General features: G+C 68.8%; 16 protein-coding genes. 13 read left to right on the top strand and 3 right to left on the bottom strand.

The features are described 5' to 3' along the window. Nucleotides 1–63: 63 nt before the first annotated feature. Nucleotides 64–975 (bottom strand): hypothetical protein, encoded by a 912-nt coding sequence (locus GXW83_RS24730; RefSeq protein ID WP_034090773.1) that lies wholly within the window; start codon nucleotides 973–975, stop codon nucleotides 64–66. Further along, nucleotides 968–1,516 (bottom strand): SigE family RNA polymerase sigma factor, encoded by a 549-nt coding sequence (locus GXW83_RS24725; protein ID WP_182445273.1) that lies wholly within the window; start codon nucleotides 1,514–1,516, stop codon nucleotides 968–970. Before GXW83_RS24725 ends, GXW83_RS24730 begins: the two co-directional genes overlap by 8 nt. A gap of 493 nt (nucleotides 1,517–2,009) precedes the next feature. On the opposite strand from GXW83_RS24725, the gene GXW83_RS24720 reads away from it, so the two are divergent. The 7 genes from GXW83_RS24720 (at nucleotide 2,010) to GXW83_RS24690 (ending at nucleotide 10,899) form a co-directional block, all read left to right on the top strand. Continuing rightward, complete coding sequence (locus GXW83_RS24720) at nucleotides 2,010–3,041, top strand: LacI family DNA-binding transcriptional regulator (RefSeq protein WP_034090774.1); 1,032 nt, start codon at nucleotides 2,010–2,012, stop codon at nucleotides 3,039–3,041. Between the two features lie 170 nt (nucleotides 3,042–3,211). Then, nucleotides 3,212–4,447: an extracellular solute-binding protein gene (locus GXW83_RS24715; RefSeq protein WP_042439974.1), complete on the top strand. Its 1,236-nt coding sequence runs from the start codon at nucleotides 3,212–3,214 to the stop codon at nucleotides 4,445–4,447. Nucleotides 4,448–4,503: 56 nt separating this feature from the next. Then, nucleotides 4,504–5,469: a carbohydrate ABC transporter permease gene (locus GXW83_RS24710; RefSeq protein ID WP_034090775.1), complete on the top strand. Its 966-nt coding sequence runs from the start codon at nucleotides 4,504–4,506 to the stop codon at nucleotides 5,467–5,469. A 9-nt stretch (nucleotides 5,470–5,478) separates the two neighbouring features. Then, nucleotides 5,479–6,294, top strand: a complete 816-nt coding sequence (locus GXW83_RS24705) for a carbohydrate ABC transporter permease (protein ID WP_034090776.1) — start codon at nucleotides 5,479–5,481, stop codon at nucleotides 6,292–6,294. After that, nucleotides 6,291–6,647 carry an L-rhamnose mutarotase gene (locus GXW83_RS24700; RefSeq protein WP_034090777.1) on the top strand — a complete coding sequence of 119 codons (357 nt, stop codon included), beginning with the start codon at nucleotides 6,291–6,293 and terminating at the stop codon, nucleotides 6,645–6,647. Before GXW83_RS24705 ends, GXW83_RS24700 begins: the two co-directional genes overlap by 4 nt. Then, nucleotides 6,644–9,382, top strand: coding sequence for a hypothetical protein (locus GXW83_RS24695; RefSeq protein WP_182445271.1), 2,739 nt, complete (start codon nucleotides 6,644–6,646; stop codon nucleotides 9,380–9,382). Before GXW83_RS24700 ends, GXW83_RS24695 begins: the two co-directional genes overlap by 4 nt. Before the next feature lie 239 nt (nucleotides 9,383–9,621). After that, on the top strand, nucleotides 9,622–10,899 hold the full coding sequence (locus tag GXW83_RS24690; RefSeq protein ID WP_042439975.1) for a trehalase family glycosidase: 1,278 nt from the start codon (nucleotides 9,622–9,624) through the stop codon (nucleotides 10,897–10,899). Between the two features lie 31 nt (nucleotides 10,900–10,930). Here the strand turns inward: GXW83_RS24690 and GXW83_RS24685 are convergent, their stop codons facing one another. Beyond that, nucleotides 10,931–11,992 (bottom strand): LacI family DNA-binding transcriptional regulator, encoded by a 1,062-nt coding sequence (locus GXW83_RS24685; RefSeq protein WP_042439976.1) that lies wholly within the window; start codon nucleotides 11,990–11,992, stop codon nucleotides 10,931–10,933. A gap of 297 nt (nucleotides 11,993–12,289) precedes the next feature. On the opposite strand from GXW83_RS24685, the gene rhaI reads away from it, so the two are divergent. The 6 genes from rhaI (at nucleotide 12,290) to GXW83_RS24655 (ending at nucleotide 20,099) form a co-directional block, all read left to right on the top strand. Then, nucleotides 12,290–13,456 carry an L-rhamnose isomerase gene (gene rhaI, locus GXW83_RS24680; protein ID WP_034090779.1) on the top strand — a complete coding sequence of 389 codons (1,167 nt, stop codon included), beginning with the start codon at nucleotides 12,290–12,292 and terminating at the stop codon, nucleotides 13,454–13,456. 89 nt (nucleotides 13,457–13,545) lie between these two features. Further along, the gene (locus tag GXW83_RS24675; protein WP_034090780.1) at nucleotides 13,546–15,609 is read left to right on the top strand and encodes a bifunctional rhamnulose-1-phosphate aldolase/short-chain dehydrogenase; all 2,064 of its coding nucleotides are present in this window, start codon (nucleotides 13,546–13,548) and stop codon (nucleotides 15,607–15,609) included. Nucleotides 15,610–15,717: 108 nt separating this feature from the next. Continuing rightward, the gene (locus GXW83_RS24670; RefSeq protein ID WP_034090781.1) at nucleotides 15,718–17,202 is read left to right on the top strand and encodes a rhamnulokinase family protein; all 1,485 of its coding nucleotides are present in this window, start codon (nucleotides 15,718–15,720) and stop codon (nucleotides 17,200–17,202) included. A 40-nt stretch (nucleotides 17,203–17,242) separates the two neighbouring features. Next, the gene (locus tag GXW83_RS24665) at nucleotides 17,243–17,998 is read left to right on the top strand and encodes a (Fe-S)-binding protein (protein ID WP_034090782.1); all 756 of its coding nucleotides are present in this window, start codon (nucleotides 17,243–17,245) and stop codon (nucleotides 17,996–17,998) included. After that, the gene (locus GXW83_RS24660; protein WP_034090783.1) at nucleotides 17,995–19,434 is read left to right on the top strand and encodes a lactate utilization protein B; all 1,440 of its coding nucleotides are present in this window, start codon (nucleotides 17,995–17,997) and stop codon (nucleotides 19,432–19,434) included. The genes GXW83_RS24665 and GXW83_RS24660 overlap by 4 nt, the downstream gene beginning before the upstream one ends. After that, nucleotides 19,431–20,099: a lactate utilization protein C gene (locus GXW83_RS24655; protein ID WP_042439977.1), complete on the top strand. Its 669-nt coding sequence runs from the start codon at nucleotides 19,431–19,433 to the stop codon at nucleotides 20,097–20,099. The genes GXW83_RS24660 and GXW83_RS24655 overlap by 4 nt, the downstream gene beginning before the upstream one ends. The last annotated feature ends 140 nt before the right edge of the window (nucleotides 20,100–20,239 follow it).

Below are 20,239 nucleotides of genomic sequence, written 5' to 3'. Positions count from 1 at the left end.
GCACTGCGCATCTTCACTGTCGGTCGGGGCGGCGAAAAGGTTGCCGGCTGCTTTCCTGGTCGGTCAGTAGGCGCCGTGGGCAGAGCCGGCACTGGTGGACGTCGCGGTACGGGCGGAGGCGTAGTAGGTGTCGTCCGCCGGGATCCAGCCGGTGCTCGCGTGGTTGAACTGGACGGCGAACGTCAGGGTGCCGGGGGAGACCACGTGCCCTGGGTTGAGCTGGAACTCGTAGGTGATCGAGCCGTCCGAGCCCGTGGTCGTGATCTCGGTGAATTGGCCGGTCGCGCCCGAATCCCAGGAACCCGTCCCGGCCAGGCCGGTGCAGTTCGAGACCTTGACCGTGACGTCGAGCGAGGTGAGCGGCTGCTTGACGGCCACGTTGAGGTCCAGCTGCGCCCAGTTCGCATTGCTGCCGGAGTCGATCGAGGCGGCGGCGTCGACGAGGGCGGACGTCGCGGGATCCGATGCCTGTGGAGACGAGGGGGCGGAGGCACTGCTGCTGCTCGAGGCGGCCGGATGCGTAGAGCTGCCGGTGGCTGCGGGCAGGGAGCCGTGGGCGCCAGTGGCTGCGGGCGTGGTGCTCGGGGCGCTGGTAACGGCCTGCCCCGGTGCGGAGCCGCCGGGGGTAGCGCCCGGCGCGGAGACGGTCACTGGCCGGTGGCCGTCATGCCGGGTGGTGACAGCGATCGTGGCAGTCGCACCGACAGCGAGTGCGGCGGCGGTGGTGCCGATCGTCGCCAGGGCCACGCCCGCCGGGAGGCCGGCCAGGCCGAGGCGGCCCAGCAGACCGAGCCTGCCCAGACGACGGGCCCTGCGGCGCGAGCGGCGCGCGGACGCCGTGGCGGGCTGCTTCTCGTCCCGCTGTTCGGCGATCCGGGCCGCCGTCAGTGCCCGGATCCGCTCAGTGTCAGGCGTGTACTCGGTGGCCGCAGCGTCCAGCAACTCGCTCAACCAGGGCTGTCGTTCGTCACCCACGGCTACCTCGCCTCCTCTTCCCTTCCGTTCCCGTGTCCAGCAGCGCGGCGAGTTCGGCCACCCCCCGCGAGGTCTGGCTCTTGACCGTGCCGACCGATATTCCCAGGGTCTGCGCCGTATCCTGCTCGCTCAACCCGTAGTAGTGACGCAGGACCACGCAGGCGCGTTTCCTGGCCGGCAGTTTCATCAGGGCCGCGCGCACGCCCGTCACGGCGGCCACGTCCGGACCGTTCGACCGGTCCGACCAGGCGGCCCCGAGCAGGCGCCGGCTGTTCCGTTCCCGCGTCAGGCCCCGTATCCGGTTCGCGGCGAGGTTCACCACGATCCGACGGACATAGGCAACCGGCGAATCCGCCTGTGTCACCTGCTTCCAGCAACGCCAGGCTTCGGCGAAGGCTTCTGCCGTGATGTCCTCGGCCGCATCCTGGTCCCCGGACAGCAGGTAGGCCAGCCGGCCGAGACCGCGGTGGTGGGCGCTGAAGAACGCGCCGAACGCCTGGCGTGCAGCTTCGTCCTTCGCGCCGAGCGTAGTCACTGCCATGGGCATGGGACCTTAGCAAGCCGATCCTTCATGCCGTCCCGGCGGACCGCTGCCTGCGTCGGCTCCGCGGCACGTTCCAAGCCGTTTCCAAGTGGTTCCAAGTCGCCTACCAGTGGTGTGCGCACACTGGCCGGCATGTCGATCCACGCACAGCCGCCCCCTGCCCCGGGCGAGCTGCTCGGTCATCCGGTCGACTGGTACCACTCGGCCCCGGGCCGCGATCAGCATCGCCAGGACGGCGCGCTGCCGCGGGGGCCGAGGTCGATCGGCGATCCGCTGATCTCGGCACCCAGCGAACCCAGGACTCGAAGGCGCAGCATGGCACCGGAATCTACCCGACCGGCACAGAGAGCCCGATCGCATGATCAAACCAGCTGAACGGCATTGCGCGAGAGGTCTTGTGGTTTGCGCCACGCGGCAGTACGGTTTCGCCAATGTTTCCGGGATACGTATCGACGATGCGTATCGACAGCATGCGAGAGGAGGGTCGGCGATGGCGGCATACACGAGCAAGGACGTTGCCCGGCTCGCCGGCGTTTCCCAGAGCACTGTCTCGTATGTTCTGACCGGCAACCGTCCGATCTCGGAGGAGACGAGGCGGCGGGTTCTCGACGCGATCGAGGAGCTGACCTACCAGCCGAATGCGGGCGCACGGGCGCTGGCCAGCCAGCGCACGCGGGTGATCGCTCTGGATCTGCCATTCGAAGCCGTGGTGGACACTGCGGCGCTGGTGCCGTTCATCGAGACGATCTCCAGCATCGCGCGCTCCCGTGACTACGACGTGCTGCTGCTGGCGGGGAACGAAGGTTCGGCCGGGCTCCAGCGAGTGGCCGGCCGGTCTTTGTGCGACGCGATCCTCGTGATGAACGTGCAGACCCGCGACGAGCGCGTGCCGGTGGCGGCGGCGCTGCCGGTGCCGGTGGTGATGCTCGGGGTGCCGGAGGATCCGCAGGGGTTGCACTGCGTGGACCTCGACTTCGCGGCCGCCGGCCGCATGGCGGTCGAGGAGCTTGCGGCGACGGGTCACCAGCGCATCGCCATCATCGAGCACCCCGCTGAGATGCTCGATCGCAGGCTGAGCTTCATCGACCGGTTTCTGGACGCAGCGCTGGAGGCCGCCCACCAGCGGTCGCTGCCGGTCGAGGTCTCGACGCCGGCCGAGCGGGGCCGGGTGGCCCTTGCCTCGGTGATCGACCGGCTGATCGGGCTGCCGGGACCGGGCCCGCTCGGTCTCATCGTCCCGAACATGCAGGCGCAGCAGTCGATTCTGCGGCTGCTCGCGGCCCGCGGAGTGGTGGCGGGGCGCGACATCTCCCTGATCGGCCTCTGCACCGATGCGGACGCCACGGAGTCGGACCCGCAGATCACGAATCTGGCGTTCGAACCGCTCGACCTCTCACAGCGGGCGATGCAGACCCTGCTCGCGCTACTGGAGCCCACGGGGATACCGGCTCCGCCGGTCATGGACCTGATTCCGCCTCGGCTGACTCGGCGCCAGACAGTGGTGAACGTCCCAATCGGCTGACCGGCGTCGGCACCATCCATCCGCCGACGAAGCCGCCCCCAACAACCTGCGACCAGCACCGCAGCAGAACAGACCCATCAATCGATGCGTATCGACGATGCGTATCGACACATACGTCGTGCCTACAATCGGCGCCCATCATGCGAGCGGCGCTCAATGAAAGGAAAGCCATGAATCGACAGAGAGTACGGTCCACGCAGGTAGGCGTCGCGGCAGCGGCGTGCACGGCGCTCGCGCTGACGCTGGCCGGCTGCGGTAGCAGCAGCGGTCACACGAGTTCGGCGTCGACGGGTCTGCACCTGACCGTCGAGGACTACTACACCCAGCCGGCTGCGGCCGAGTACGACAGCATCTACAACGCGTGCGCCAAGCAGCTCGGCGACACGGTGACGATCTCCCACATCGCGGGTGCTGCCCTGATACCGAAGGTGCTGCAGCAGGCGTCGTCCAGGACGATGCCGGACGTGCTGATGCTGGACAACCCGGACGTCGCTCAGATCGCGGCTACCGGGGCGCTGTCGCCGCTGTCGGACTACGGGATCACCGGTGCCGGGTACGTCCCGGGGATCATCGCGGCCGGCAGCTACCAGGGCAAGCTGTACGGACTGGCGCCGGCGGTCAACTCCCTGGCGCTGTTCTACAACACCGACATGTTCAAGGCCGCCGGCCTGACGCCGCCGACGACCTGGGCCGAGTTGCAGAGCGACGCCAAGGCGTTGACGAAGTCGGGCCGGTACGGTTTCGCGTTCAGCGGCGTGAACACCTACGAGGGCACCTGGCAGTTCATGCCGTGGATGTGGACCAGCGGCGGCGACGAGAAGAACATCGACACCCCGCAGACCGCCGCTGCCCTGCAACTCCTCACCAGCCTGGTCAAGGACGGCTCGGCGTCCAAGAGCGTCGACCTGTGGACCCAGAACGACGTGGAGAGCCAGTTCGCGGCCGGCAAGGCGGCGATGATGGAGAACGGGCCCTGGAACATCGCGCAGCTGCAGCAGGTCAAGGGTCTGCACTGGGCGAGCGTGCCGCTGCCCACGCCGACGGCCGGGCAGAAAGTCGTCTCGCCGCTGGGCGGCGAGACCTACACCGTCCCGCAGACCGGTGACTCGGCGAAGATGGCGGCCGCGGGCAAGATCGTCGCCTGCATCAACAGCGATGCCAACCAGGTGACCATCGCCAAGACCGTCGCCTACGTGCCCGCGAAGACCTCGGTCGCCGAGCAGTTCGCCAAGGACAACCCGCTGATGGCGCCGTACGTCACGGTCGCGCAGACCGCCCGGTCGCGCACCGGTGAACTGGGCACCGGCTGGGACAAGGCGGCGACCGCCATCTACACCGCCGAGCAGCAGGCGTTGACCGGCGAGGCCTCGCCGGCAGCCGCGCTCAAGCAGGCACAGGGCCAGTAACCCGATACGGCGAGGGGTACCACGAGCATGATTTCCGACAGTTGGCGGGCGCTGGCATGAAGACCTTGGACCGCCATTCACCGCCCTCCGGTGCGCAGGCCGCCGTGCCGGGCACCCCTCCCCGCACCCGCGGTCGCGGCCCGCGGCAGGACCGGGCCGTCACCTGGCTGTTCCTGCTGCCGGCCCTGGTCTACATCGCGCTGTTCTTCGGCTATCCGATCGTGAAGAACGTGCTGATGGGGTCGCAGGACTACACCACGGCCACGTTCTTCACCGGCAGCTCGCCGTGGGTGGGCTGGGCGAACTACCGCACGTTCTTCACCGGCCCGCTGGCGGGCACGACCTTCCTGAACACCGCCGTGTTCACGGTGGGTTCCATCGTGGGCCAGTTCAGCATCGGCCTGGCCGTGGCGCTGTTCTTCCGCCGCCGGTTCCCTTTGAGCGGGCTGATGCGCTCGCTGCTGCTGCTGCCGTGGCTGCTCCCGTTGATCGCGGGCACGGCGGTGTGGCGGTGGATCCTGGACCAGGACAGCGGGGTGCTCAACAGTGTGCTGATGCACCTGCATCTGGTGCACTCGTCGGTGCCGTGGCTGAGCAGCCCGAGTTTCGCTCTGTACTCGGTGATCATCGTGAACGTCTGGATCGGCATCCCCTTCAACGTCGCGCTGTTCTACAGCGGCCTGCAGGGCATCCCGGCGGAGCAGTACGAGGCCGCGGCGATCGACGGCGCTGTCGGTTGGAAGGCGTTCCGGCACATCACCTGGCCGGCCCTGCGCCCGGTGGTGACCGTCGTCCTGGTGCTGGGCGTGATCTACACGCTCAAGGTCGTCGACATCATCCTCGGGCTGACCGGCGGCGGTCCGGCCAACTCGACCCAGACGCTGGCGACGACCGCGTACCAGGACTCGTTCGTGCAGTTCTCGTTCGGCCAGGGCGCCGCGGTGAGCAACGTCCTGATGGTCGTCTCGCTGCTGTTCGCCTGCCTGTACCTCCGCGTCAACCGGCGCGCCTCGGATGAATAGGACGTTGTGATGGGACTGACGAAGAGGCGCCAGGCTGCGTTCACGGTGATCGGCCTGTGCCTGCTGGCGGTCATGCTGTTCCCGGTCTACTGGATGCTCAACGCATCGCTGCAGTCCGGGAGTTCCGGAGCCGGTAGCACACTGCTGCCGCTGCATCCGACGCTCGCCGCCTACCGGCTGGCGCTGAGCCAGCAGGGCGGCAACATCCTCACCAGCCTGGTCATCTCCTGCGGCACGGTGGTGCTGTCGTTGGTGATCGCGGCACCGGCGGCCTACGTGCTGGCGAAGACCGCGATCCGGGGCCGCAGCGTCATCCTGTTCGCGCTGGTGGTCACCCAGATGATCCCGGGCATCGTGATCGCGAACTCGCTGTACCCGGTGTTCAACCAGGTCGGCCTGCTCGACACCCGGGTCGGTCTGGTACTGGCCGACACGTCGACCGCGCTGCCCTTCGCGATCCTGATCATGCGGGCCTTCATGGCCTCGCTACCCGGGGAGATCATCGAGGCGGCCCGGGTGGACGGCGCCGGCTTCGTGCGGACATTCGTGTCGATCGTGCTCCCGATCAGCCGCAACGCGGTCATCACCGCCGCCCTGTTCAGCTTCCTGTTCAGCTGGAGCGACTTCCTGTTCGCGCTGACGCTGACGACCGGCAGCAGCCTGCGCCCGGTCACCCTCGGCATCTACGACTACCTCGGCGACAACGTCCAGGCATGGGGGCCGGTCATGGCCACCGGCGTGCTGTCCGCGCTGCCGGCCATCGTGCTGCTCGCTTTCGCGCAGCGGTTCATCGCGGTCGGACAGCTCGACGGCGCCGTCAAGTGAACCGCTACTGCTTCCTGGCGCGGGTCAGACCCGAACTGCTCGACGAGTACCGGGCGTGGCACCGGCAGGTGTGGCCGGAGATGCTCGCCGCGCTGGCCGCCAGCGGCTGGCACAACTACTCGCTCTTCGCCAACGCCGACGGGCTGCTGGTCGGCTACGTCGAAGCCCACGACCTGGCCGCCGCCCAGGCGGCCATGGCCGGAACCGAGGTGAACGCCCGCTGGCAGGCCGAGATGGGCCGCTACTTCGAGGGACTCGACGGACGCCGCCCCGACGAAGGCTTCCACCTGCTGGACGAGATCTTCAACCTCGACACACAACTACTGGCACTTGAAGAAAGAAGGGGTCCATGAGAACAACGACGTTCGTCAAGCGGGCAGCCGCGGGGCTCACCGCGTTCCTCGCGGCGGCCGCCGTCTCGCTGGTGGCGGCCGCTCCCGCCCAGGCGGAGGGAACCACCTACTACGTCAACAACGCGACGGGCTCCGGCTGCAGTGACTCCGGGCCGGGGACCATCACGGTTCCCTGGTGCACCTTCACCCCGGCGAACGCCCTCACCTTCGGGCCGGGCGACGAGCTGCTCCTGGCGAGCGGTGACACCTGGGACCAGCAGCTCACCCTGCACGGTGCGGGATCCGCCGCGGACCACGCGGTGCTCTCCTCCTACGGAACTGGCGCCCGGCCGAAGATCCTGCGCGACGGCAGCGCCTCGGAGATGGCGATCGACGCCGAGGACCCCTCCTACTTCGACTACAGCAATCTCGAACTGGGCGACGCGGGCATCGGCCTGCGGGTCTACCTGACGACGCTCGGGCACGCCGGACTGAACTTCAGCAACATCTCCGTCCACGACAACACCGGGTGGGCCTTCTCCAAAGCCAATTCCCAGTGCCTGTCGACGAACCGCATGTTCGTTCCCACCGGCATCGGCATCACCGGTGACCTTCCCGCGTTCTCCTCCAGCGACTACGCGCTGGACGGCGTCAACTTCACTGACATCACCGGCACGAGGAACGTCGACTCGGTCTCCCTGGAGATGTGCAACGGCATCGCCTCCACCGCCAACGGGCTCAGCTGGACGTACAACGGCACCGCCCTGACGTCCGACGGCCAGGACGACTTCACGCTCATCCGCAACGTGGTCATGCGGGGACTGAACCTCTCCGGCGACGACGGCCCCGGCTCGGGCTCGTGCCCCGACTCACTGCGGATCAACGACAGCGAGAACGTGCTGATCATCGATTCCTCCCTGAACAACGAAGCCTCCTGCGCCACCTCCACCGGCACCGCCGCCGTCATCCTGCAGCGCACCCACAACGTGCGCTTCGTCAACGACACGCTGACCAACACCCCGGCCACGGGCAGCACCGACCAGACCGCCATCGACTTCGAGAAGCACAACACCGACGACAAGATCGACCACGACTACATCGCGGGGAACGCCGGGCCCGGGATCGAGCTGCTGGCGATCCACGGCGCGGACGACCAGGACAACGGCCAGGTGATCCAGTCCAACCTCTTCGCGGACAACGGGACTGCGACCGCCAACTACACCGGCTCGGTGGACATCAACGGCAGCGGCTTCACGCAGACCGCCACGGTGCAGGGGAACCTCTTCGACGAGCCCAGCGGCGGCCTGCTCGCGACCGGCGGCAGCGCCTCCGGCTCGGGGGTCACCGCCACCCAGAACCAGGACGTGAACAGCGAGACCAACGCGGCGGCCTCGTTCTCCTCCACCCAGGGATCGGGCAACTGGTCCTACGAGTACAGTGCGGACAGCGGCTCCACCTGGTCGCCGCTCAGCTGGGACGCCACCCTGGACCAGTGGGACACCGGGGCCGCCTCCCCGGCCGTCTCCCAGTTCGACCAGTTGCCCGCGGCCTGCGCCACCTGCCTCGTGGCCCGCACCTGGACGGCGCCGGCCACCGGGACCGTCTCGATCCGGGCGGACGCCCTGGCCGTGCAGGCCGGTGGGGACGGCACCACCGTTGGCGTGCAGCTGAACCAGAACCCGCTGGTAGCGGCGTCCACCGTGACGACCTCGGCGGAGTCCCCGGTCTCCCTGGACGCCGTGAGCGTCGCGGCCGGCGACAAGATCCGGTTCGAGGTGGGTGCAGGCGCCGCGGCGAACAACACTGATGACCTGACGAGCTTCGACCCCTCGATCGCCTACACTCAGGCGAGCGCCCTGGGCGACACCTCGTTCGAGCTGCCGACGCTGCACCACTCCAGCTACAACTACTCCGCCACCGGCTCACCGTGGACCTTCGGCAACCAGACCGGGATCAGCTCCGCCGGCAGCGCCTTCGGCAACATGGCTCCTGACGGCACGCAGGTCGCCTTCGTCCAGGGCGCGGTCGCCGGCTCCTGCATGACGCAGAGCGTGTCCGGCCTCACCGTCGGAAGCAGCTACTCATTCACTGTGAGTGCGGCGCAGAGATCCGGTACCGAGGGCGGCCAGTCGATCGCGGCCACCCTGGGGGGCGCTTCCCTCGGTAGCATCACCCCGTCGTCGACGACCTTCGCCGACGTGGCCACCGGGTCCGCGACCGCGACGGCCAGCACCGAGACACTGTCATTCTGCGGAACCGTGCTGGGCGACCACACCGCGTTCATCGACAATGTCCGTCAGAACACCCCGATCATCGCCGACCCGGGGTTCGAGTCGCCGTCGCTGACCACCTACTCGTACGGGCCGGTCATCAGTGGATCGGCCTGGACATTCGGTGGCAACGCGGGCATCGAGCACAACGGCAGTGCGTTCGGGGCCGCGAACGCTCCGCAAGGCACGCAAGCGGCATTCCTGCAGAACACCGGAGGATGCATCCAACGCGCGGTGAGCGGATGGACCGCCGGCGCCCACAGCGTCACGATGCAGGTCGCTGCCAGGGCAGGCAGCCTCGGCGGCCAGACCCTGCAGGTGTTCCTCGACTCCGTATCCCTCGGCACCGTGACCCCCTCATCCACGAGCTGGACGTCATACACCTCGGGCACCGCCTCGCTCACCGCCGGAACGCATCTGATAAAGATCTGCGGCACCGTTTCCGGCGATCACACAGCCTTCGTCGACACAGTTCAGCCCAACTGACCGACGGCGGACGGATGATCGGGGTCGAGGCGATCGCGCCCGCGGCGGGCGCGCTCGCCTCGATCCCACCACCGGCGCGAGCAGTACCAGCGCGACGGTCCACATGTACAAGAACAGCGGCACAGCCCGGGCGTTGGACGACGACGTCACGCCGCGGGCGACCAGTTGACCGATCGTTGGCCCTGCCGACCCCGTCCGCAGGGCCAACGATCCGTCAGTCTGCCTATCGAAGGAAAACGATGATCGACCGCTACGCCTCGCTTCTGAACGACCACATAGTCGCCAGCAGCGAGCAGATGACCCGCGAACCCGAGGGCATCCTCAAGCATCCGTACCTGGTCCCCAGCAGCCCCGACTCGCCCTACTACAGCGATCATCTCTGGGACTGGGACTCCTGGTGGGTCAGCGGTTTCCTGGGGCAGGTCGAGGCGCAGAGCGGTGAGCCGGGGCGGTTCGCGCGGTACGAGGAGGGATGCATCCTCAACTTCCTCGACCACACGACCGCCGACGGGGTCATGCCGATCCAGATCACCCCCGAGGGGCCTCTGCGGCACGGCGACTTCGCGGACGGCGACGACGATGCGTATGCGCGCCACCAGAACACCCACAAGCCGGTGATCGCGCAGCACGCGGCCATCCTGGCGCGGCGGCGCGGGGACGCCGAATGGCTCCGGCCCCACCTGCCCAAGCTGGAGGCGTTCCTCACCGGTTACCTGACCCGCCACCTTCACCAGGGGACCGGGCTCGCCTACTGGCAGACGGACTTCGCGATCGGTGTCGACAACGACCCGTCGGTGTACTACCGGCCGGCGAAGAGCACGGCCGCGATCTACCTCAACAGCCTGCTCTACCGCGAACTGCTGGCGTACGGGTACCTGTTGGAGGAACTGGGCGAGTTGGCGGACTCGGTTCGCTGGCGGCGTCGGGCAGAGGATCTCGCGGACGCGGTCAACCGGCACTGCTGGGACGAGCGCGACGGCACCTTCTACAGCGCCGACCTCGCGCTGGGCCCGATCGACGGCGACGACTGGCTGCACAGCGGGGCTCCGCGGGCCTGGTCGTCGTTGCTGCTGCGGGTCGACAGCTGGTCGAGTTTCCTGCCGATGTGGGCCGGGCTCGCGTCGCAGGAGCAGGCGGAGCGGATGGTCGAGCGGCTGCGCGATCGGCGCACCTTCGCCGCGAACTACGGGGTCCGCACCCTGTCCAGGCTGGAGAAGATGTACGACCTGCGGGCCTCGAACAACCCCTCCAACTGGCTCGGCCCGATCTGGGGGATCAGCAACTACATGGTCTTCCGCGGCCTGCTCAGGTACGGCTTCGTGGACGACGCCCGGGAGCTGGCGGAGAAGACGGTCCTGCTGTTCGGGCGCGACCTGGAGGCCAACGGCTGCCTCCACGAGTTCTACCACCCGGACAACGGGGAGCCGATCATGACCAGGAACTTCCAGAACTGGAACTTCCTGGTCCTCAACATGATCGCCTTCCTGGACGGCCGAGGCATGGTGGCCGAGTTCTGAGGCCCGGAGCCGGTCAAGCCCGCTCGGGCGGTCAGGTGGCCGAACGGGTCGTGGGGCGGAGTCGGGGCGGGCCGGTACCGGGGGTCAAGGTGGAGGCCCGGACCACGAGTTCGGGCTGGTAGACAACCTGCCGGTGCTGGTGCTGTCCCTCCTCGGCGAAGGACTCCGCGATCAGCAGCTCGGCCGAGGTGAGGCCGATCTGGAAGGCGGGCTGGCGCACCGAGGTGATCGGTACGGCGGCGGCGCCGGCGAATTCGATGTCGTCGTAGCCGATGAGGGCCACGTCCTCCGGGATTCGGATTCCGGCCGCGAACAGGGACTGAAGCATGCCGATTGCCAGCAGGTCGTTGGCGCAGAACACGGCCGTCGGCCGCGGGGAGAGCCCGAGCAGTCGTTGCCCGGCGTCGCGGCCTGCGGCGATGTCCGGTCGGCCGGTCTCGATCACGGTCAGGGCCTCCGGGGGCAGGCCGGCTTCGGCGAGCGCCTGTCGTGCCCCGCTGAGCCGGCTGCGTACCTGGTGCAGCGCCTTCGGTCCGCCGACGAACACCAGCTCGGTGTGTCCGGTCTCGATGAGGTGGCGTGCGGCCAGGGCACCGCCCAGTACGTCGTCCACGGACACCGAGCAGGCGTTCTCGGCCCCGGCGCCGCGGTCCACCAGGACGACCGGAATGCCGCTGCGCCGCAGCATGCCGACGTCGGATTCGGCGCCGCCGACCGGGGACAGCAGCACCCCGAGTACCTGCTGCTGGGCGAAGTGCGACAGGTACGCGGCCTCCTCCGCCGCATCCTGGCCGCTGTTGCACATCATGACGATCAACCCGGCCTCGCGCGCCGCTTTCTCCGCGCCGCGGGCGACATCCACGAAGAAGGGGTTGCCCATGTCCAGGACGAGAAGCGCCATCACCCGGCTGCGCCCGGCCCGAAGCTGCCGGGCCGATTCGCTGCGGACGTAGCCCAGTCGCGCGATGACGGCCTGGATCCGCGCGCGGGTGTCGGCCGAGACCAGATCCGGGTGGTTGATCACGTTGGAGACGGTGCCGACGGACACCCCTGCCTGCCGGGCGACCTCCTTGATGCCCACCGTGCGTCCCACGTCGTTTCCTCTCAGGCAAGGAGGGGCGCTCAGCCGAGCTGGATGACCTCCGGATACTCGAGGAAGTCTGCCATGCCGAGCAGTCGACGCGAGCCGGGGCTCAGGGCGCCAATCGTGGGTGAATCGTTTTTCCATGGAGCACGGAGGTCTTCCCGACCCTCGGTCGACGGGGCATCGGATGGAAGGTTGGCAACCACTTGACGGGTCGCAGTCCTCGACTTAGTGTCGCAGTGCCCGTGATTGAATCGTTCCAATTCAGCCGCACCCGGATGGTGCCCCAGATGCGAGGACTCTGCCATGACTGACCTGCCTGCGGTGAAGGCCGGGCTGAAGGCCCAGGAGATCGAGACCCCCTCCTGGGGCTACGGGAACTCGGGTACGCGCTTCAAGGTGTTCGCCCAGCAGGGCGTGCCGCGCAATCCGTTCGAGAAGCTGGACGACGCGGCACAGGTGCACGCGGCAACGGGTGTCGCGCCGCGGGTGTCGCTGCACATCCCGTGGGACAAGGTCGAGGACTACGCCGCCCTCGCACAGCACGCCAAGGAGCGGGGCCTGGTACTCGGGGCGATCAACTCCAACACCTTCCAGGACGACGACTACAAGCTCGGCTCCGTCGCCCACCCGGACCCGAAGATCCGCCGCAAGGCCCTGGACCACCTGCTGGAGTGCGTCGACATCATGGACGCCACCGGCTCGCGTGATCTGAAGCTGTGGTTCGCCGACGGCACCAACTACCCGGGCCAGGACGACATCACCGCCCGCCAGGACCGGCTGTCCGAGGCGCTCGCCGAGGTCTACGCACGGCTCGGCGACGAGCAGCGGCTGATCCTGGAGTACAAGCTGTTCGAGCCCGCCTTCTACACCACCGACGTCCCGGACTGGGGCACCTCCTATGCCCACTGCCTCAAGCTCGGCCCGAAGGCGAAGGTCGTGGTCGACACCGGCCACCACGCACCCGGCACCAACATCGAGTTCATCGTCGCGTTCCTGCTGCGCGAGCAGAAGCTGGGCGCGTTCGATTTCAACTCCCGCTTCTACGCCGACGACGACCTGATGGTCGGCTCCGCCGACCCGTTCCAGCTGTTCCGGATCCTGCACGAGGTCGCCAAGAACGGCGGCTTCGATCCGGACAACGGGGTCGTGTTCATGCTCGACCAGTGCCACAACATCGAGGCAAAGATCCCTGCCGTGATCCGCTCGGTGATGAACGTCCAGGAGGCCACCGCCAAGGCGCTGCTCGTCGACCTGGACGCACTGTCCTCCGCCCAGCAGTCCGGCGACGTGCTGGGCGCCAACGCCGTGCTGATGGACGCCTACAACACCGATGTCCGGCCGCTGCTGCGCGAGGTCCGTGAGGAGCAGGGCTTGGACCCGGACCCGCTCGCCGCCTACTGGGCCTCCGGCTGGCAGGAACGCATTGCCACCGAGCGAGTCGGTGGCACCCAGGCGGGCTGGGGCGCGTAGCTCCCAGCCCACTGACCGCGGGTCGCGCCGCTTGAGGGTGCGGTGCGACCCGCACCACCTTGTCTCCGGACCCTGAAGGAAACGCTCCCATGACTGCCACTCCCCATCATTCCGAGGTCGCCGGGCTGCTCGCTCGCTCGAACCGACTGGGCTCCGACCCGCGCAATACCAACTACGCCGGCGGCAACACCTCCGCCAAGGGCACCGCTGTCGATCCCGCGACCGGCCAGGACATCGAACTGCTGTGGGTCAAGGGCTCCGGCGGCGACCTGGGTACGCTCACCGAGGCCGGGCTGGCCGTGCTGCGGCTGGACCGGATGCGCGCGCTGGCGCAGGTCTATCCGGGGGTGGAGCGCGAGGACGAGATGGTCGCCGCGTTCGACTACTGCCTGCACGGGCGCGGGGGAGCGGCGCCGTCCATCGACACCGCCATGCACGGCCTGGTCGACGCCGCGCACGTTGACCACCTGCATCCGGACTCGGGCATCGCGCTGGCCACGGCGGCGGACGGCGAGAAGCTGACCGCGCAGTGCTTCGGCGACTCCGTTGCCTGGGTGCCGTGGCGCAGGCCCGGCTTCCAGCTGGGCCTGGACATCGCCGCGATCAAGGCCGCGAACCCGCAGGCGATCGGCTGCATCCTGGGCGGGCACGGCATCACCGCCTGGGGCGCGACCAGCGAGGAGGTCGAGGCCAACTCCCTGCACATCATCCGCGCGGCGGAACAGTTCTTGAAAGAACAGAGCCTCGCCGAACACGGCAAGCCGGATCCCTTCGGGCCTGTGCTGCCCGGGTACGAGGCGCTGCCCGAGGCGGAACGCCGTGAGCGCGCGGCCGCGCTCGCCCCGCTGATCCGCGGGCTGGCATCCACCGACCACCCCCAGGTCGGTCACTTCACCGACGCCGCACCTGTATTGGAGTTCCTCTCCCGGACCCAGCACCCGCGCCTGGCCGCGCTGGGCACCTCCTGCCCGGACCACTTCCTGCGCACCAAGATCCGCCCACTCGTGCTGGACCTGCCCGCCGACGCACCGCTGGACGAGCTGGGCGAGCGCCTTCGACAGCTCCACGCCGCGTACCGGGCCGAGTACCAGGCCTACTACGACCGCCACGCCACCCCCGACTCACCCGCGATCCGCGGCGCGGACCCGGCCATCGTGCTGGTGCCGGGCGTGGGCATGTTCTCCTTCGGCAAGGACAAGCAGACCGCCCGGGTGGCCGGGGAGTTCTACCTCAACGCGATCAACGTGATGCGCGGCGCGGAGTCCGTCTCCTCCTACGCGCCGATCGAGGAGTCGGAGAAGTTCCGCATCGAGTACTGGGCCCTTGAGGAGGCCAAGCTCGCCCGGATGCCCAAGCCGAAGCCGCTGGCCACACGGGTGGCACTGGTCACCGGCGCCGGTTCCGGAATCGGGAAGGCGATCGCGCAGCGACTGGTCGCCGAGGGCGCCTGCGTCGTCGTCGCCGACCTCAACGGCGACAACGCCACCGCCGTGGCGGAGGAGCTGGGTGGGGCGGACAAGGCGGTGGCCGTCACCGTCGACGTGACCAGCGAGGAGCAGATCGCCGAGGCATTCAAAGCTGCCGCGCTCGCGTTCGGCGGCGTGGACCTGGTGGTGAACAACGCCGGGATCTCCATCTCCAAGCCGCTGCTGGAGACCACGGCGAAAGACTGGGACCTGCAGCACGACATCATGGCCCGCGGCTCCTTCCTGGTCTCCCGCGAGGCCGCCCGGATCATGATCGAGCAGCAACTCGGCGGCGACATCGTCTACATCGCATCTAAGAACGCCGTCTTCGCCGGCCCCAACAACATCGCCTACTCCGCAACCAAGGCCGACCAGGCCCACCAGGTCCGGCTGCTGGCCGCCGAACTCGGCGAGCACGGAATCCGCGTCAACGGCATCAACCCCGACGGCGTGGTCCGCGGATCCGGGATCTTCGCGGGCGGCTGGGGCGCCAAGCGCGCCGCGGTCTACGGCGTCGAGGAGGAGAACCTCGGCGCCTACTACGCCCAGCGGACCCTGCTCAAGCGCGAGGTCCTGCCCGAGCACGTCGCGAACGCGGTCTTCGCCCTGACCGGCGGCGAGTTGACGCACACCACCGGCCTACATGTTCCCGTCGACGCCGGCGTCGCCGCAGCCTTCCTGCGCTGACCCGCCCACCGACCGGACCGGTGGCGTGCGCCGTATCCGCTCACCAGATGTGCGCGCCACCGGTTCCTTTTCCTCCCGCATCCCATCCGTACGACAAGGGCAGACACCGTGACCCCCGCAGCCTCCTCCGCCTTCCCGACGGCCTTCGCCGCCGCCGACCTCGGCGCGACCAGCGGCCGGGTCATCGTCGGCCGCGTCGGACGAAACAACCTCGACCTGACCGAGGTCCACCGCTTCCCCAACACCCCGGTCCAGCTGCCCACCGGACTGCACTGGGACATCCTCCGCCTCTACCAGGGCGTTCTCGACGGGCTTCGCGAGGCAGCCCGCACCGCGGAGATCGCCTCGATCGGCATCGACAGCTGGGCCGTGGACTACGGCCTGCTCGACGCCCACGGTGCCCTGCTGGCCAACCCGTACCACTACCGTGACCCGCGGACCCGCGCGGCGGTTGAGGATGTCTGGGCGCGGATCCCGGCCGCGGACCTGTATCGGATCACCGGACTGCAGCACCTGGACTTCAACACCGTCTACCAACTCGCGGCCGCCTCCGAAACATCGCAGCTGGCAGCGGCCCGCACGCTCCTGCTGATCCCGGACCTGCTCGCCCACTGGCTGACCGGCAGCATCGGCGCGGAGATCACCAACGCCTCCACCACCGGCCTGTACGACTCACGCACCGGCACCTGGTCCAAACCGGTCCTCGCAGCCCTCGGCCTGGACCCAGGCCTGCTCCCACCGCTGCGCCGGCCCGGGGATCGCATCGGAACACTGCTGCCCCACCCGGCCGACCACACAGGTCTGCCCGAGGCGACACCGATCACCGCCGTCGCCTCACACGACACCGCATCCGCTGTCGCAGCCGTCCCCGCCACCGGCGACGACTTCGCCTACATCTCCTGCGGCACCTGGTCACTGGCCGGCCTGGAACTCGACGCCCCCGTCCTGACCGACGCCTCCCGGACAGCGAACTTCACCAACGAACTCGGCATCGACAACACCGTCCGCTACCTGCGCAACATCATGGGGCTGTGGCTGCTGAGCGAGAGCCAGCGCGCCTGGGAGACCAAGGGTCTGCCCACACAGCTTCCGGTACTGCTCGCACAGGCCGCCCAAGCGAAGCCCTTCGCCGCCGTCGTCGACCCCGACGCACCCGAGTTCCTCGCCCCCGGCGACATGCCGGCCCGCCTCGCCGCCTACTGCGCCCGCACCGGGCAGAACCTGCCCGACAGCCAGGGCGCAGTCGTCCGATGCATCCTGGAGAGCCTGGCCCTGGCCCACAGGCACACCCTGCGCCAGGCCGCCGACCTGGCCGGACGCGACATCAAGGTCGTCCACCTGGTCGGCGGCGGCAGCCGCAACGACCTGCTGTGCCAACTCACCGCCGACGCCACCGGCCTGCCAGTACTGGCGGGCCCCACGGAAGCCACCGCGCTCGGCAACGTGCTGGTGCAAGCACGCGCCCACGGACTGGTCCGCGACCGCACGGACATGCGTCGCCTTGTGGCCCAGACCCAGCACGTGCGGCACTACACCCCCCGCGGTGGGCAGCAGGCATGGGCCGCGGCGGCGAGCCGGGTCGGCCTGTCGTGATCTCCCAGAACAAGACGAACCGCACGAGGAAGGAGTATTGATGCGCGTCGCACTGTTCGCCACCTGCGTCAACGACGCGGTCTATCCCACTACGGCCATCGCCACCGTCACACTGCTGGAACGCCTGGGCATCGAGGTCGACTTCCCCGCCGAGCAGACCTGTTGCGGCCAGCCGCAGTACAACACCGGCTACCGCCGCGAGACCGAGCCGCTGGTGCGCCGGATGGGACGCGCGTTCGCGGGCTACGACTACGTCGTCTCGCCGTCCGGCTCCTGCGTGGCGATGGTCCGCGACAACTACCTGCGGATCGGCACGAAAGCACGCACGGAGGGCCGGGGGAGCGAACTCACCGAGGTCGCCGAATCACTCACACCGCGGACCGTCGAGCTGACCGAGTTCCTGGTGGACGTACTCGGGGTGACCGACGTGGGCGCCTACTACCCGCACACCGTCACCTACCACCCGTCCTGCCACGGCCTGCGCACGCTCGGCCTGGGGGACCGCCCGCGCCGCTTGCTGGAGGCAGTCAAGGGCCTGGAACTGGTCGAACTGCCCGGAGCGGACGAGTGCTGCGGCTTCGGCGGCACCTTCGCCGTCAAGAACCCCGACGTGTCCGCCGCCATGGGCACCGACAAGATCCGCAACGCCGTCTCCACCGGAGCCGAGGTGCTGTGCGGAGCGGACAACTCCTGCCTGATGCACCTGGGAGGAATGCTCCGACGCCAGGACTCGCCGATCCGCCCCCTGCACATCGCCGAGATCCTGGCCACGACCCAAGCGGAGGCCCACACATGAGCGGCACCTACCTGGGCATGCCCGCCTTCCCCACGGCCGTCCGAGCCTCCACCAAAGACACGCAGCTACGCGCCAACCTCACCCACGCCACCCACACCATCCGCGACAAACGCGCCAAGGCCGTCGCCGAACTGGACGACTGGGCACAACTGCGCGAGGCCGGCAAGGACATCAAGGACCAGACGCTGCACCACCTGGACCGCTACCTGCTCCAACTGGAGACCCAGGTGACCGCCGCCGGGGGAGTGGTCCACTGGGCCACCGACGCCGCCGAGGCGAACCGCATCGTCGCCGACCTGGTCAAGGCCAAGGGCGAGACCGAGGTCGTCAAGGTCAAGTCGATGGCCACCCAGGAGATCGGCCTCAATGAGGCGTTGGCAGCTGAGGGCATCACCGCCTACGAGACCGACCTGGCCGAGTTGATCGTCCAACTCGGCGACGACCTGCCTTCCCACATCTTGGTACCGGCGATTCACAAGAACCGCAGTGAGATCCGCGACATCTTCATCGAGGCCATGGGCCGCTGGGGCCGCCCCGCCCCCGACGGCCTGTCCGACAATCCCGCCGATCTGGCCGAGGCAGCCCGCCTGCACCTGCGCGAGAAGTTCCTGCGCGCCAAGGTCGCCGTCTCCGGAGCCAACTTCATGGTCGCCGAGACCGGCACCCTGGTCGTCGTCGAATCCGAGGGCAACGGCCGCATGTGCCTCACCCTCCCGGAGACCCTCATCTCTGTCGTCGGCATCGAGAAGGTCATCCCCACCTGGCAGGACCTCGGAGTCTTCCTCCAACTCCTGCCCCGCTCCTCCACCGCCGAGCGGATGAACCCCTACACCTCCACCTGGACCGGTACGACTGGCGGCGACGGCCCCGCCGAGTTCCACCTGGTCCTGCTCGACAACGGCCGGACCGCAACCCTGGCCGACGAGGTCGGCCGCCAGGCACTGCGGTGCATCCGTTGTTCGGCGTGCCTGAACGTCTGTCCCGTCTACGAGCGCGCCGGCGGCCACGCCTACGGCTCGCCCTATCCAGGCCCCATCGGCGCGATCCTCACACCCCAGCTCCGCGGCATCCAAAGCGAGGTCGACGCCTCCCTGCCCTACGCCTCATCCCTCTGTGGAGCCTGCTACGAGGTCTGCCCGGTCGCCATCGACATCCCCGAAGTCCTGGTCCACCTACGTGAACAGGTCGCCGACCAGGGCGGTAAAGGCCACCGCCTGGAGGCGGCTGCTATCCGGGCGGCCGGGTGGATCCTGGGCCACCCCGCCGTCCTCGCCGCCGGCGAACGCGCCGCCTCCAAGACCCGCAAACTGCACCCCCAGAAGAGCCCCGGTCCCGGCATCGGCCCCTGGACCGAGACTCGCGACCTACCCGAGATGCCCGCAGAACCCTTCCGCGACTGGTGGAAGAAGAACCGCAGCCCCAAGGAGGGCCGATGAACTCCCGCGAAACGACCCTCGCGCGGGTCCGCGCAGCACTTCGCGACGTCCCGGCACGCGAGTCGGCCAACCCGCGCGACTACCGCAGCTGTCACGTCGCGGACGAACCGACCGTGCTGCTCGATCTACTCCACGAGAACCTCGTCGATTACCGAGCCCACGTCCACCGCACCACGCCCGCCGAGCTCCCGGCCACCCTCGCCCGACTGCTGGCCGCCAGAAACGCCCGCAGCGTGGTCGTCCCCGCCGGGCTGGACCGGAGCTGGCTCCGCGATGTGGACAGCGCGTTGGTTTCGGACAACGCCACGCTCACCGCGGAACACCTCGACGACATCGACGCCGTGGTCACCGGGTGTGCGCTTGCCATCGCCGAGACCGGCACCATTGTGCTCGACGCCGGCCCCAACCAGGGGCGCCGTGCTCTCACCCTCGTTCCCGATCACCACATCTGTGTCGTGGCGGCGGATCAGATCGTCGCCTCCGTGCCCCGGGCCCTGCCTCGCCTCGACCCGCTCCGGCCCCAGACCTGGATTTCCGGCCCCTCCGCGACCAGCGACATCGAACTGGACCGCGTGGAAGGCGTCCATGGCCCCCGCACCCTCGACGTGGTCGTGGTCATCGCGCCGGCTCTTGGGGAAAGCGGTCATCACGCGACCACGACGTGATGGCGCATGAGTGACACATCCGGTTAACCAGGCCGACTGATAGCGCTGTGAGCTGGGACTATTTGCGGAGACCGGCAGCCGAGGCGTACCTGCTTTGCCGTTGTTACTCGACGTTTATCGGGTGCCATGTGATGGCTCAC

It is taken from the genome of Streptacidiphilus sp. PB12-B1b (assembly GCF_014084125.1).
In the GTDB taxonomy this organism is placed as follows: Bacteria; Actinomycetota; Actinomycetes; order Streptomycetales; family Streptomycetaceae; genus Streptacidiphilus.
The sequence above is the reverse complement of the archived record's forward strand: the minus strand, read 5'-3'. Positions and strand labels throughout refer to the sequence as shown.

Excerpts from the sequence above, each read along its gene's own strand:
- GXW83_RS24725 (WP_182445273.1), bottom strand. The coding sequence starts at position 1,516 with ATGGCAGTGACTACGCTCGGCGCGAAGGACGAAGCTGCACGCCAGGCG.
- GXW83_RS24720 (WP_034090774.1), top strand. The coding sequence starts at position 2,010 with ATGGCGGCATACACGAGCAAGGACGTTGCCCGGCTCGCCGGCGTTTCC.
- GXW83_RS24715 (WP_042439974.1), top strand. The coding sequence starts at position 3,212 with ATGAATCGACAGAGAGTACGGTCCACGCAGGTAGGCGTCGCGGCAGCG.
- GXW83_RS24710 (WP_034090775.1), top strand. The coding sequence starts at position 4,504 with ATGAAGACCTTGGACCGCCATTCACCGCCCTCCGGTGCGCAGGCCGCC.
- GXW83_RS24705 (WP_034090776.1), top strand. The coding sequence starts at position 5,479 with ATGGGACTGACGAAGAGGCGCCAGGCTGCGTTCACGGTGATCGGCCTG.
- GXW83_RS24695 (WP_182445271.1), top strand. The coding sequence starts at position 6,644 with ATGAGAACAACGACGTTCGTCAAGCGGGCAGCCGCGGGGCTCACCGCG.
- GXW83_RS24690 (WP_042439975.1), top strand. The coding sequence starts at position 9,622 with ATGATCGACCGCTACGCCTCGCTTCTGAACGACCACATAGTCGCCAGC.
- rhaI (WP_034090779.1), top strand. The coding sequence starts at position 12,290 with ATGACTGACCTGCCTGCGGTGAAGGCCGGGCTGAAGGCCCAGGAGATC.
- GXW83_RS24675 (WP_034090780.1), top strand. The coding sequence starts at position 13,546 with ATGACTGCCACTCCCCATCATTCCGAGGTCGCCGGGCTGCTCGCTCGC.
- GXW83_RS24665 (WP_034090782.1), top strand. The coding sequence starts at position 17,243 with ATGCGCGTCGCACTGTTCGCCACCTGCGTCAACGACGCGGTCTATCCC.
- GXW83_RS24660 (WP_034090783.1), top strand. The coding sequence starts at position 17,995 with ATGAGCGGCACCTACCTGGGCATGCCCGCCTTCCCCACGGCCGTCCGA.
- GXW83_RS24655 (WP_042439977.1), top strand. The coding sequence starts at position 19,431 with ATGAACTCCCGCGAAACGACCCTCGCGCGGGTCCGCGCAGCACTTCGC.